Annotated in this window: 10 protein-coding genes; 1 reads left to right on the plus strand and 9 read right to left on the minus strand. The window is 38.4% G+C overall.

The window, feature by feature from the left end; genetic code table 11:
- Positions 1-113: 113 nt before the first annotated feature.
- From QMF37_RS08700 to QMF37_RS08715, 4 genes are all read right to left on the minus strand, one after another.
- Entirely contained in the window at positions 114-602 is a 489-nt protein-coding gene (locus QMF37_RS08700) for a hypothetical protein (protein WP_283477893.1), read from the minus strand.
- Positions 583-1368, minus strand: a complete 786-nt coding sequence (locus tag QMF37_RS08705; RefSeq protein WP_283477895.1) for a hypothetical protein — start codon at positions 1366-1368, stop codon at positions 583-585. Before QMF37_RS08705 ends, QMF37_RS08700 begins: the two co-directional genes overlap by 20 nt.
- A 77-nt stretch (positions 1369-1445) precedes the next feature.
- A complete protein-coding gene (locus QMF37_RS08710; protein ID WP_283477897.1) occupies positions 1446-1694 on the minus strand; it encodes a DUF7669 domain-containing protein in 249 nt (82 codons plus the stop codon).
- A 318-nt stretch (positions 1695-2012) separates the two neighbouring features.
- On the minus strand, positions 2013-2579 hold the full coding sequence (locus QMF37_RS08715) for a DUF4126 domain-containing protein (protein ID WP_283477900.1): 567 nt from the start codon (positions 2577-2579) through the stop codon (positions 2013-2015).
- Positions 2580-3045: 466 nt separating this feature from the next.
- Between QMF37_RS08715 and QMF37_RS08720 the strand changes: the two genes are divergently transcribed.
- A complete protein-coding gene (locus tag QMF37_RS08720; RefSeq protein WP_283477902.1) occupies positions 3046-3657 on the plus strand; it encodes an IS3 family transposase in 612 nt (203 codons plus the stop codon).
- 97 nt (positions 3658-3754) lie between these two features.
- Here QMF37_RS08720 and QMF37_RS08725 read toward each other — a convergent pair whose 3' ends face one another.
- The 5 genes from QMF37_RS08725 to QMF37_RS08745 all read right to left on the minus strand — a co-directional run bounded on the left by QMF37_RS08725 (position 3755) and on the right by QMF37_RS08745 (position 13149).
- The gene (locus QMF37_RS08725) at positions 3755-5881 is read right to left on the minus strand and encodes a DEAD/DEAH box helicase (RefSeq protein ID WP_283477904.1); all 2127 of its coding nucleotides are present in this window, start codon (positions 5879-5881) and stop codon (positions 3755-3757) included.
- A 3-nt stretch (positions 5882-5884) separates the two neighbouring features.
- Positions 5885-7204 carry an ATP-binding protein gene (locus QMF37_RS08730; protein ID WP_283477905.1) on the minus strand — a complete coding sequence of 440 codons (1320 nt, stop codon included), beginning with the start codon at positions 7202-7204 and terminating at the stop codon, positions 5885-5887.
- Positions 7194-9425, minus strand: a complete 2232-nt coding sequence (locus QMF37_RS08735) for a TerB N-terminal domain-containing protein (RefSeq protein WP_283477907.1) — start codon at positions 9423-9425, stop codon at positions 7194-7196. Before QMF37_RS08735 ends, QMF37_RS08730 begins: the two co-directional genes overlap by 11 nt.
- 427 nt (positions 9426-9852) lie before the next feature.
- The gene (locus tag QMF37_RS08740; protein WP_283477909.1) at positions 9853-11595 is read right to left on the minus strand and encodes a DUF6119 family protein; all 1743 of its coding nucleotides are present in this window, start codon (positions 11593-11595) and stop codon (positions 9853-9855) included.
- A 417-nt stretch (positions 11596-12012) separates the two neighbouring features.
- A complete protein-coding gene (locus tag QMF37_RS08745) occupies positions 12013-13149 on the minus strand; it encodes a DUF2075 domain-containing protein (RefSeq protein WP_349307301.1) in 1137 nt (378 codons plus the stop codon).
- Positions 13150-13673 lie beyond the last annotated feature (524 nt).

The following is a 13673-nucleotide window of genomic DNA, read 5'->3' on the forward strand; positions in this document are numbered from 1 at the left end:
TTCAGCGAACGCTATTGACCGGCACCTTACCGCTGATTTGGCTGGATGCACTGACGACGTTTCTCTACGAGTACTTTACGCTCAGCAGGAGCAGTCTGTCATTTATTGGTTAATCAACACGCGTGATGTTTTTTCTTAGCTTTACCATTGGAATCAATTCGCCACTCATTATTTTCTCGGAGAATGTTATAATCCCCACCATAAAATGGCGACCAGAATGTCCAGTGGTCAGATACTACCGGTAACCTACGCCAATGCGATTGATCAAATTGATAACGAATAACAGATACTAAAGGGATTTCGTTTTCATCATCGTCAGTTAAATCGACCATTACTCCATACCATGGCAAATCCCTTATATCCTCAATACTTTCAGGGATTTTTTCAGATTCCACATATAACTTGATGAAATTAGTCGTAAGCCATCCTGTGGTATCGGTATCTGATTTATAACGCATATACCTCGGGTTAATTGTTACATAACCTTCTTCTTCCCCCACACGGTCAAGTTCTTGGAAGAGTATATTCAGATTCTTATAAGTTTCTTTTAACAGTCGGGTCGCCTGAATGATGCTTTCCCCTTTATTTTTTGTAATAGACATATGCTATATTCTCCTTCTCTACTTTTAAGTCCCGCCAAGTCCATGACGTCTTCACCGAATTACTCAAATCATCAAATATATAGGGCGTGTAAAGAATTGGATCTTCTTCCAATAGGTCTGCAAATCCACTAAATCTTTTTAGCCCTTTTACTTCTAATAATTCTTGAACATCTGAAAGAATATATTCCTGGGTTCCAGATAAGGCAACTTTGCTCATTCGTACCAGTTTAGTATGTATGTCTTCCCAATTAACAAAGCCGAGTCCTACTGAAGAAGATATATTAAAATCAATTCCTACCTGCTGTTGCACACTATTTTGAATTGAAAACGGAGCCAAAAAAATCAAGAAAGCTTGTTTCTGATTGGCCAGTTCCTCTATCATATGTGAGTATCTTGAAAGCTGGTGAAGACTTTTATCGTAACTGACAATCTCTCCTTCATCCTCCGAGGAAATTCCGCTCCTATACTTCACTTCAATACCTACCAGAGTGTCATCAAATTCGATTAATAAATCAATTTCTCCCTTCGAATGCTGCGGCCAGAAGTTGTAACTGTGCTTAAACCCTGACTCCTCATTCAAAAACTTCATCCAAGCCGTTCTTTCTTCTGATTCGGCAATTTCCGCTTGTTCCAATATTCCTTTAAGCCCTTGCTCAAAAGGGAGATAGCGAAGTGCTCCAAAAAAATCACCAGTTAATTTATCTTCGAGCCGATCGCTTAAATTACTTCCAGTACTTGAAATCTTTCCTTTGATTTCACTGATCATCGACACCACTTCTTTCAGAATAAAATATGATAGGAAAGGAGATTAAATTTTGATTCAAAATTCATAATGGGTATAACTCAATGGATCAGGCGGTACAATCCTTTCCCGATTCTTTCATAATCATTAAATACTGTTCCATGATGATTAGGAGCATTAGTGCAGCACCTCGAAGTAATATGTGTTCTAATGGTACTTACTTTATAAGTAGTCTCTTTTCTTTCCATATACTCCAGTACTTCACTTAAACTAAAGTGCTCTTCATCCCGTTCTTCAGTAATGATTTTCACTGCTGAAAGAATTTCTTCTCGAGCGGTCGATTTCTGCATATCCGTTCCCCCTATACTTTTTTCACTACAAGTAAATGTACCCTTAAATAGATATGAGTAAATAGTATCATTTATTCTGAAATATTCATATATTTAACTTCCATAAAATTCAACTAAAATGAAATATGAAACAAGCAATCTCCTGATAGACGGAGATTGCTTGTATTAGTGCACACATGTTACCTGTGTCGCAGATAATTCAGACACAATTTATATGAATGAATAAAACAGAAAACCACACCCGTAGTATTTTTGCTGCGGGTGTGGCTATGTATGGAGTATAAATTTTTGTTTCTTGTCAAAATCGTTTGGAATAGTTTAACTCCGAGGGACGCGTTTTTTACGCCGTTTCCCCTTAGGGTAATAAATGAAAATCAGCAGTGGAATCAGCACAACAAAAATAATGGCCAGCACCGGAATCAGGAAAATGGCAATCGGTACTGTCGTTGCAGTTACATCTTCCGCAACAGCGACAACAGGACTGAGCAGCGCCGTTTCGCTTACCCCTTTAACAGCAGTCACCGCAGTATGTGATGCTGTGGCAACTCCACCGCCACCAATAATGGCGATGCTCCATTCAAGCAGCGGATTCATATCTCCGATGAATGACGCTGTCAGCAGGATACCCGCAAGTGCCGCGATCGGTGTGGCCATAAATTTCATCATTGACCCGACAACCGGAATATAATTAACCGCTATTTCAAATACGATTGCCGCTCCGAAAGCAATTAATGCAGGGGTGCTGCCGAGCCAGCTAAATCCTTCTGACACAGTAATCCAATCTGCCCGTTCAAAAACACCGGTTATAAATAAAGGCGTAAAAATCCGGAACCCAACTGTTGCGCTTAAAGCCAGTCCGATGCATATTGCAAGAATCATCTCCATAAGAAGTTCCACTCCTATCTAAAGACTTTTCACCATTATATAGGAGCAGGTTATCAAGCGCTCGTATATATATTTCGTCCCAGGGAGCGGAATAATTTGCAAACAATTTATACAGATGAATAATATGAAAAAGCTGCACCTTCAAAATAGACGCAGCCGGTACAGCAATGTTTATGATATAAATTGTAGCGTATTTTCCGAATCGTTTAGAATTATTTCTTTCCCTGGGACGCGATTCATTAAATATATTTACAAATCAGAGTTAGAAAGAGAAGCTCCCCCCTCCAACAGTTCCCAATTGTTCCCTGTGTTGCAAACAATTCAAACACAATTTATACGAATGAATAAAAATGAAAAACCACACTCGAAATGTTGATGCATCGAGTGTGGAAATGTATGGATTATAAATTGTAGCGTATTGTCCGAATCGTTTAGAATTGTTTCTTTCACAGGGACGCGTTTTGTTATGGGCGAATTGAACATCAAGTCAAAAATCCGTCGCAAGAGAGCTCACGCAGGAAAGAACGACGATCTTGCCGGATGGGTATATCCTAATCTTCTTAAACGCGACTTTACTGCTTTCCTTCCCAATCGAAAATGGGTGACGGATCTTTCTGAGATTACCGTGCGAGCTGAAAAGTTCTTTATCTCTGCCATCATGGATCTTTATAATCGTGAAATCATCGCCTTTCAAGTGAGCGACAGTCCCGATGCCTTATTAGTTGAAGCCATGATTTTACAGGCGTTGGAAACACGGGAACTAAAAGATTTAGGAAATACGATCATCCATTCGGATCAAGGAAGCGTGTACAAATCCTTTAGGTACAGCAACCTTTCTACAAAGCTGCACTTTCAACCAAGCATTTCTCGAAAAGCTAACTGTTGGGATAATGCGGTCATTGAAAGTTTTTTCTCACATTTAAAGACCGAGTATCCGCATTTATACGACGTTGATACCGCTGTTCAGGTGAAAGAAGATCTTCTCTTATATATCATGTATTTCAACGAAAACCGCAGTCAAAAAAAGACTGGGTTATTTGTCGCCGAAGTCTTATCTGGAATTACACAATGTCGCTAGCTAATACACCATTTTAAACTGTCCGAAAATCAGGGGCTTGACCACAGAGACGAGATTTTTTAAAAAAAGTTCGTTATAAGCCCCCTTATCTCAGCAGTTAGATAGTTACAAATTCGAATTCATCCAAATATTTTAAAGCCCCTTCAATATCTACTTCATGAGCTATATGTAATTCACCTTGAAGCGCTTCAGGAAGATTCGGTTTATATTTGGACAAAAACAACTCGGTTTCTTTCGTTCGATCTAATATCTCTATCGAAATCCATGTCTTAGTTCGAACTTTAGATAAAAGTTCTTGAACTTCAATACCTCCTGGTAACTCGATTCTTCCAAGTCCATCAGGAGCTTTTGCCTGTATCCCAAAATAACGGAACATCCAGACAAGCGTCTGTGTAATGATTGTCCCCGTAAACGTTTCGAATAGCATATCTTCTTTGCCTTTCCAAATGACACGCTGTTTTTTATTTATTCTGTACTGCCGATAAGGTCTTCGGATTTCCTCCAGGGTGTAACCCGCCTCTTCATTTACATATGTAAATGCTTCATCCGAACAAAGTATGTCCATCATCTTTTCACCAATGCGATTATGGATTTTGATTCCTCCACTTGTGTATTTCGGTGGTTTTCCATCTGCCGCTTTCTTGACATATACCTTATTCCGTTCACTGTCGATTTCCTGTATCGTCCACAGTTTTCCTGCCAGAATAATATTGTCCCCAATATTTAAAAACATGATTTTATCAAGTTTTCCGATATGCTTCATTCCCGCCATCACTTCGTATTCTTCTGAAGTCATAAACACCGCATAAAAATCTTTCCCTCTTAAGAGTCGCTCTGCTTCAAGCCCGACAATCAATTCACGACTTCCTTGAATTTCTTCTAATTCTTCCCGCATCAGCATATTTTCAATTACGGACTGAATCTTACTTTTTTCCAATGGATAAAATATTTCATTTTTTCGAATCTCTTCCAGGAGCTTTTCGAGTTGTAGACCATTTGTTTCTTTGCAGATGGAAATGATTTGATGAAACAAAATGTCATATGGAACCGCATACCCCTTTGCAGGCTCCACCCATTTCTCCCGAACAAGCTCCATGACCGCGAGCGATTGTAGCATACTATCCTCCGTGGTGGAATAAAGTTGCAACATTTGACTTGAATCTTGTTTTCGACCCGATCTGCCGAGTCGCTGCTTTAATGCGGAAACCGTGTAGGTGCTGTCGAGTTGAACGACGAGGTCAATATTTCCGACATCAATGCCAAGTTCCAACGAACTCGTGGCCACTACACTTTTAGGGAAATCAGATTCTGTCATTGTTTTCTCCACATACTCCCGTTCCTTCTTGTCAATCGAAGAATGATGGGCATAGTACGTTTCACCAACTTGGTCCTTTAGCGCAAGGCGGTTCAATAACACGGTGGATTCTTCTACAACCCCACGCGAGTTACAAAATATCAATGCTTTTTGGGATCTCGTTAATTCACGCATATCTTCATAAAGTTCAAGTGGAATCTGCCTAGCTTTGTTGGATGGGAAGTGCATCAGACTATAGAGTAGGTCTTTATCACTCCCTGGGGCTTCAATAACTTCCACGTGTTCCGGCTGATCAGGGTTCACCCATTTCTTAACCAATTCAAAATTATCAATAGTCGCGGATAGTCCAATAATCCGTGGTCGATTGACGGTGTGTTGTTTCATACGGGATAGTAATGACCGCAAGTGAACCCCACGTTCATTGTCCAGAAACGAATGGATTTCATCAATAACCACAAAATCGACATGTTGAAACACTGTCCGCAATTGCTCGGTTCTATTGACAAAAAGACTTTCGATGGACTCAGGCGTGATTTGTAGGATGCCCGCAGGCGCTTTTAAGAATGTCTTCTTTTTGGATTGAGAGACATCTCCATGCCATCGGTGTATGGGAATATCCGTGTATTCGCACAGCGATTCAATACGCATAAATTGGTTATTTATAAGAGCCTTTAGAGGAGAAATATAAATGACTTTCAGTTTCGATTCTGCGTCTTTTTCAACCATTGAAAGAATCGGTAAAAAGGCAGCTTCCGTTTTACCAGAAGCCGTACCTGAAGACAAAACTACATCGTTCTTTGATTCGATGATAGCTGGAATGGCCATGTCTTGAATCGGTGTGAAGGCATCCCACTTCATCCCCCACACTTTCTTTTGAATTTTCTCGGATAATAGATGAAATGTGCTCAATCCTCATCCCTCCAAACTTGCAAACCGTGAAGACACTGTTGATTCTGTCTCTTTTTCAATCGCTTTATCCGCGTTGCCAAAGATTTCCTCGCGATTGAATGTTGGATTTTGATGAATAATATTCATAGCGCCCAAGAAATTACGGATGATATCGCCGACAGTATTGTTTTCGGCCGCACCTGGCCGTGCAAATTCCGTTTTAAGAAAGAATGCGATTTCGTCTCGGACAATCTTTACTTCATAGTCATGATGCACTGCATGCACATCCTGCAGTTTCGTTAACAGCAAAAATATATCATTATGATTCAATGGTGTCAGCTTCACAACAGGTTGTGACAAGTCCCGAAACTCTGTCGTTTCAAAACGATTGCTTTCGAGTCTTCTCTTCAACGCACCATAGCTGAACATTCCCCGCCGTTCATCTTCCAGGAATTCAGGTGTTCCGCCGAATGTAATATACAAGCCTTCCACATTTCCTTGAAGGGCGTCATTGTAAATTTTTAAAATGGATTCATAGTTTTTGTCCCGAGTATGCGGGTTTGTGATTTTGTATAAGTTAATCGCTTCATCAAAATTCACAACCAGTCCTGCGTAGCCAATTTGCTGAACAAACTTCGCAAACACTTTCAGGTAGTCATAATACGTATAATCTTCGATGATGCCGCGGACACCCAAATCCGTCCGTGCTTCCGTCCGTGTTCGGTACTCTCCGCGCATCCAACGCAACGCATTTCGCTGCAAATCACCGTTGTCTTCGATGAAACCTCTGAAATACAGCGTTAAGACGCGAGAAAAGTCGAATCCCCCCGTTAAATCGTCCATGTTCGCAACGACTTCTCCTATTTCTTGCTCTACATCACGAACAAATGAAGGGTCATCAAACCCAACAGAACCATGGCCCTTTTCATGCATCACCTTTATCTGTACTTCACTAATCCACTTTTCTAGAATACTCCCCAGTGCATTGCCTTCTGGCTTTGTAGCTGTTGCCATGTTTTTCATCAACTCGCTGTATGTCGCCACGGCCTTGCCTTCGCTACCGTACAACCTGCGCTCTGGCGTGAAGTCAGCTTTGGCTACCACAAAGTTTTCTTTAAATGCAATTTGTTGAGTCAGTGCCTGAACAAAACTTTTCCCGCTCCCAAAAGAACCTATAAAGAACTTTACCAGCGACGAACCTTTCTTTACGTTCTCCAAATCCTTCAAAATTTGTTCCGCTTCATCCGTTCGGCCCACCATAATGTGATGCAACCCGCGACTCGGTACCACGCCGCCGGACAATGAATTTAAAATGGCCGTTGATTCCCTTTTTTTAATTCTCAATCCCAACACTCCTTACTATAAGGACCACGTCCTTGTAATCTTCGATAATTTCATATCCCTCATCGGTTTCTTCTACCAGAGTATCGCCTAAATGCTGATTCGCTTTTTCATTTAGCTTCGTTAAGAAGAATCCAAGCATCATACTGTTATCTTTTGCGAAAGACTTGGCCTGTTCTTCGGTCATTTCTCCATCTTCGAACCGATCGACGAACTCTTTCTCGACGGGCGACAAAGAAGAGACAAATTCAGCAACATCTTCCGTGTCATCGCCAATTACATCTTCAAGTGATTTTTCACTCGGAACCGCAGAAGGTTGAGGATTCGTATTAGTGGGTGAGGTTGTATTACTGGCATCTTTATTTGTATTTCCATCCTGGTCTTCTTCACCGTCATCGATTCTTTCCTGCAGTTTACGCAATGCTTTGTTTTTTGCTTCGATTTCTTGCCAGTCAAATTCAATTTCAGGTTCGGCAGTTGTTGTCTTTTCAACCTCTACTACTTTTGCCCGTTCCTTAGGCGGCGCAACAGGGATTGTGCTTCCTTTGGACGTTGCAGATTTTCCCTGTACTTTTTTAAATCGTTCACTCAATTGCATCATTTCTGCTTTCACCCCCTCGGGCAACAGCTCTTCGTCGGCTTTGATTTGTCTTTTCTCGCCAGATTCCAAACGCACAACATTCTCTGAGAGCCTTAGTAAATTGTAAGCTACGTTTTTCAATTCTTGTGTTGGATGAAATTCCGTAACATGGACATGAATTGGATCATAGGCTCTCCCCACAACCGCTCCATTAAAGAGGTGTCGTATCGTACGCACTTTTTCCACTTCGAACCATTTCTCTAAAAGAGTCGTACCCTCTAGTTCATACGCTTTTTCAATTAAAGGTAAAGATTGTTTGAATTTCTTGTTTACCTTCGCTTTGTGTTTTAAATAAAATTCCGTTTCTCGGTGCGAGCGAATATAAGGTTTCCATACACTTATTGGAAGTGAACTCAATTGTTCTGCATCTTCTTCGATGATTCCGTACAACTTCGGAGATTGCGCTTGTTTTTTGGACCATGTTGCAGCCAAATCGTTTTCGTCGAGCTCATACAGCATGTCTGCCAACCATTCGTGAAGGTATTTTGACAGTTTCGGATGTTGCTCTTTGTAATTGTCGAGCAATCGCACCATCATACTAACATTGAACGCAGCACTTCGATTAAAGGAATAATTCATTAATTCATAGACAAATATGAAAATGTAACTTAAATCCACTTCCAGATAATTGTTCTTCAACACTTGTTCACGCCAGTACAAATACCAACGGAGTTTTGGTTTATCCAAATTCTCGAATGTCGGCCAGTATGATTGGAACGGAATCTCTTTTGTTTTTGCCCACCTAGACTCCGCATTATTCATCGAGTCCTTTACAAAACCTTCATAGGAATGACCATAACTATATTCAATTACAAAACCGTCCTGTTGCGAGGTTGTTTTTTTTGGTGTTTTGATTCGATTCAATTCATCATTAATGTTCTTTGGTGTTTTCAAATGAGCATACTCAGGCAAGACAACATCTTTTACGCGGTAAAAGACTAGGGTGTCTTTTAAGAAAGACGTGGTTTTCTGTATAGCCGCATTCTCTTGTGTTTGTCCCGCTTCAGTCGGGTTGGGTCCAATCGAAACCGCAGCAGTTTTTGTCCCTGGATCTGTCGGTTTTGTTGGTGGTGGTATTGTTCGTATCGGAGGTGATTCGACAACAGAGTGAACAACGACAGTTTTCGACGCAGGAGCAACAATTGAATTAATCGATCGATTTTCCACAATAAGCTCGTCCTCAGGAGATGAACTGCTGCGTTCTGTTTTTGGGGGTTCTTCATCTACCTTGGCAAGCACCGCTTTAAGCGCTTCTTCTTTCGCTCTTGCAGGAGTCATGTATTCACGGACGGGTTCTTGTGTTTTGGTACTAATAGCCCCCGACTCCGCCATCAGTCGTTCGGATCTATTTTCCACGCGCGGAGTCGACGAGTTCCTCACTTGCACATGCCCATTTTGTCTGACAGTCCACTTGTTGACGAAGGACATATCAATCCACCCAAGTATCGCAGGCACCCCGGTCCAGAAAAACAAGAGATAAATAATTCCGCGTATATAGTTTTTATAATAGAAGTGATGTGCGCCTACACCACCTAAGAAAAAGGCCAACAGATATCCTGTAGTCGCTTTCGTGTTAGTTTGCATTCGTAAATCCCCCATTTCATATTGGTCTTATTATACTATTCACAGCTGGAAAAATTAAGCAGGAAAATCGCAAGATCTTTATTATTTCCAATATTTTTCTGCTTTTTTATATAAAAAAACACCGCTGTGGCGGTGAAGGCTTATTTATATTCTATTAGTTAAATTTTTGATCCCAACGGAAAGATACAGTTCCCTAACAATTTATAAGGAATAGTAAAAAGAAAAAAACATACCTTAAGTGTAGAAGCCCCCAACGCGACAATGTATAACGTGTAAATTTTAGTGTCCTGTCAAAATTTTTAAGAATTTTTTGGTCGCCCCCCAAAAAACGAGTTGAAAATCGTTTATCAAAAATTCGAATCATATGCTCTTCAAAGTTAATATGTCTAGTCTTCTTAATGGGTTTTAGTGAATATCATTTTATTTGTTATTCTTCTTCAATCTGTTTAAAAACTAATTTAACTGGATAATTCTTTATATTATCTAATAACCCATTAATAGCTAACTTTGCGGGTGTCGATGGTATATTTTCTGTTTCTAAAATATTTACGGTATTTTTATATGCAAAAACGAAGTTCAAATTTTTTTTATCTATTGCTTCTTTAAAAACTTCATATTCAGGAAAAAGATTCACAAACTTGTGCCCCTGAGCACTCATCGTATTTGTATTAATTTTTTCTTTTGCAGAATTATAATATCTTTCCATTACATCAGAGTCACTAACCAGTTTGCTATTAATTACTGCACTAACAGCAGCCTCTATTTGCTCACATAGAATTCTTGTGCTTCCAGCAAGTCCTTCTTTAACATGAATAAAATAGATTTCATTATTGTCTACCCATAAAAGATCACAAATTTCAATGTTATCTACTAAGACCTTATCCATGACAGCTACATTATTTATTCCTATATGATTTAAATTGTATACACCCTCATTTACATGCCCCCAGTCTTTTAAAGGGATCTCTACAGTATTCTGATTTTCAATACTTTCAACTTTTTCTTTTAATACTCTGTTTAATCTATCGACAAAGTTCTCTTTAAAATGTATCCACTGACCCTCCATAAAATAAAAAAACTTTCTGTTAATTAACACCTTATAATCTAAAATACTAGTTAACATCACTTTATCGATGTCTTCATTATTTTCAATTGCTATGATGCTTACTTTTTTAAAGTATTCAATTATTTTATCGCCATCAATTTCTTGTATAATTAAGTTTGCGTGCTCTCTAATAAAACTACCTACTTCATCTATCGTAATTTCCTCTTTTAAAATATGCCCTCCAAATACTATTTTTATCTTTTCACAACGATAGAAAGTTATAGGTAGAGATATACTTATATCTTCATCTTCATCCCCTTGACCCCAATTATTAAAACCAATCCATAATTTGTCATTTAATTCTTGAAATAATATTGACCTTCTTGTAACTACTGAAAAATCATTTATAGAATCATAATCAGGAAGATTCAACAAGTCACTTAATTTTCCAATCAATGTATTCAATTCATTTCTATCTATCGCTTTTTTTACTTTCAAAGAATCCTTAGCCACTATAGTAGTTGTATCATTTCCATTTCTACCTCTTAAACCTAAATAACTTAATACGTCTTCATTCTGTACACTAGAAGAAACCTCTTTAAAATAAGCATTCATTCTCTTTTCATCAGATAATGCAATGTCCTTTAAAAAGTAGCTTGTTCCACTAAACCTATTTCCGTACAGAGTTTTATCAGTAACACTTCTAATAGACTTTTGATGAAGGTCAGATATCTTCGAAAATATTTCAATACCAAATATTATATCGATGTATCCAGAAATTAAATTATGAGCACTGCCAGATGTAATACTATAATAAATATTTTCTTTCTTCATAAAGAGTATCCAGGAATAGGACTTATTTATAACCTTTTGATCTTTTCCCATTAAACTCCCGACAAAATCTTTCCATGAAGGTTCAGTTTCTTGAACACCTATATAAAAATAAATTTCATCGAGGTTAGTAAAGTTAATAGGTCTTGCTATAGGTTTTTTAAGATATTTTTTCCTTAATCTTGCTCCAGCGTAGCTTTCATTAAATTCGCTTATTAACTTTTGGCTGAAGTTAAGAAAAGTCATGTCATTAAGTGGATTTATTCGATAAATAGTTAATTGAGCCTTACTCATGAAAGCTACCTTCTCTCTAAAAATTTTTAATGATATGTAAATTTCAAATAATTTTTTAAAAACTATTAACTATATAATACATATAAGTATTTTTCATTACTCGAAACGCCATTGTTTTATAAATATTCCTCACCCATATTCAATTATGTCATTTTCATATTTCCTTTAAAGCTTAGGCGGTCCGGAACCTTTATCTTTTAAGTTCTTTTGTTTCACTTCACTCGATCGTGTTTTGGTTTGTACGTTAAATCATCTCCTATAATGTCGATCCACTGTTCAATTTTGATTTCTAATAGATATGACAAAATATCCCGGAATTTTCCAGGGGGATTCTATTGAGGTTTCATTTCCTTATAAAAAATAAGTATTCTATGCTTTATCTAGGTGCGTATTGTACGGGAGACTATTACTTCTCTGTTAAATTCCCAAGAGCCGTTCCCTCAACCCCTCATCACTCGCAAAAATATAAAGCCCCTTTATTCCCCTCTTCATCAACACATTAATAGAATTCAAGATGATCTGTTCTTTCGCTCTTTCAACATCCTCAATGCCTTCTTTTCCTCTGAAAGCCTCGGTGTCGCTATACTTTTCAGTAGTGATCTTCAAGCAATCATTTTGCTCATCATAAGTAACGGATGGCCCCAATATCACTCCTACATAATTCAGATCGAAGCCTTGAATCGTATAGATGGATCCCGCTTCTTTGATTGTCTCCGGCTTTTCCGCCCAGGTGGTTTTGGTATCGGTGGAATTCCATGGGATTTCGAGACTGTCTTCTCTGATGTAGTACTGTTCGCCGTCTTTTTTATGTTCATAATCGAATGTCGAAACCATTCTGGAGAGACCATGTTTTTTATTCTTTTCCACTATGGCATCATGCATTTCCTTGGCAGAGTCAAATATTTTAAAGTCATACAGCTCATCTTTTGGTAACTCCCGAATTCGCTTCTCTACAAAATTATCAATCCAATCGATCACATCGTCGCCCGCATTCATGCGGAATTGTTCTCTTAAAACGTAAGGCTCTTCTCTTTGATAGCCTGACACTATTTTCTTGAGCCGCTCCTCGTCCCAATAGCTTTTCAATTTTAAGACTTGTTTTTCGTCGTAAACAACGATGACAACTTTGCTGTGTTTAATGATTTCTTCTAATTGATTGTTTTCATTAAAGCCATTGAACGCATCCGCTCTGCTCAGCAATAAATGTGCTTCATCGACTAAAACTATGTCCGCTTTTTCTGCAGCTTTCTTTTGCTTGTTAATGAAACTTGTCGGCTTATCAAAGTTATTTTTTTTAAGAAACTTCACATTAGCCGCGATATTTTTATACGTTTTCAGCATTTCTGAATGATTGACCAGTAAGTAATTCTTTGTTTGATGGAGTTTAGAATTTTTATCAGCCACTCGTTCCTGGATGCTGTTGAACACGGAACTTAAGACCACACTTTTACCAACACCCGCTTCACCTTTAACCATAAAGACAAACGTTTCATCATCATCGATATGTTCTTCACACACTTCTAGAATTTTTGTTTTAAGCTCAAGTTGTGTCATTGTTAGCTCTTTAAAAGGAGATAGTTTAAAGATGTCTCTATTTTCAATTACATGAGCCGGGCTATTTACCATGTTCCTATTCAACAGTTCTGTCCATATGTCATTGAAAATTTTTATGTCGTAAAATTCTTTATCGTGGTAATTGTGCATAACACTTTGCACCGTCTGACTCTTGTTTTGCAGCTTATAGCGATTATCGCCTAAAAAATAATTGATTAATTTGGTTTCTATATTATAGGTAGCTGATCGGTGAAATTTTTCATGAATAATGAGCGTCATTTTTTCTAATTTCTTTCTCTCGATATTTTTCAAGTGAGATTTCATCCGATTTTTAAAAGCAACTGTTTCTCCAATGTATACAGTGGTGTTATTGTTCAAAAAGTAAACGACTGGATAATCAAAGTAAGCGTCTTTTTTGATACTATCCAGCGCGTTTCTATTGAAGTCCCATGTCTTTAGTTCAATCGTGCCCATAAAGCTTCAGCCTCTCTATGTGAATAAATCGGGTGTTGGTATTCAAAGCA

It is taken from the genome of Planococcus sp. S3-L1 (assembly GCF_030063085.1).
Classification (GTDB): Bacteria; Bacillota; Bacilli; order Bacillales_A; family Planococcaceae; genus Planococcus; species Planococcus kocurii.

Bases quoted from the DNA above. Each gene is read 5' to 3' on its own strand.
- QMF37_RS08740 (WP_283477909.1), bottom strand. From the start codon at position 11,595: ATGAGTAAGGCTCAATTAACTATTTATCGAATAAATCCACTTAATGAC.
- QMF37_RS08710 (WP_283477897.1), bottom strand. From the start codon at position 1,694: ATGCAGAAATCGACCGCTCGAGAAGAAATTCTTTCAGCAGTGAAAATC.
- QMF37_RS08700 (WP_283477893.1), bottom strand. From the start codon at position 602: ATGTCTATTACAAAAAATAAAGGGGAAAGCATCATTCAGGCGACCCGA.
- QMF37_RS08715 (WP_283477900.1), bottom strand. From the start codon at position 2,579: ATGGAGATGATTCTTGCAATATGCATCGGACTGGCTTTAAGCGCAACA.
- QMF37_RS08720 (WP_283477902.1), top strand. From the start codon at position 3,046: ATGGGCGAATTGAACATCAAGTCAAAAATCCGTCGCAAGAGAGCTCAC.
- QMF37_RS08705 (WP_283477895.1), bottom strand. From the start codon at position 1,368: ATGATCAGTGAAATCAAAGGAAAGATTTCAAGTACTGGAAGTAATTTA.
- QMF37_RS08745 (WP_349307301.1), bottom strand. From the start codon at position 13,149: ATGACACAACTTGAGCTTAAAACAAAAATTCTAGAAGTGTGTGAAGAA.
- QMF37_RS08735 (WP_283477907.1), bottom strand. From the start codon at position 9,425: ATGCAAACTAACACGAAAGCGACTACAGGATATCTGTTGGCCTTTTTC.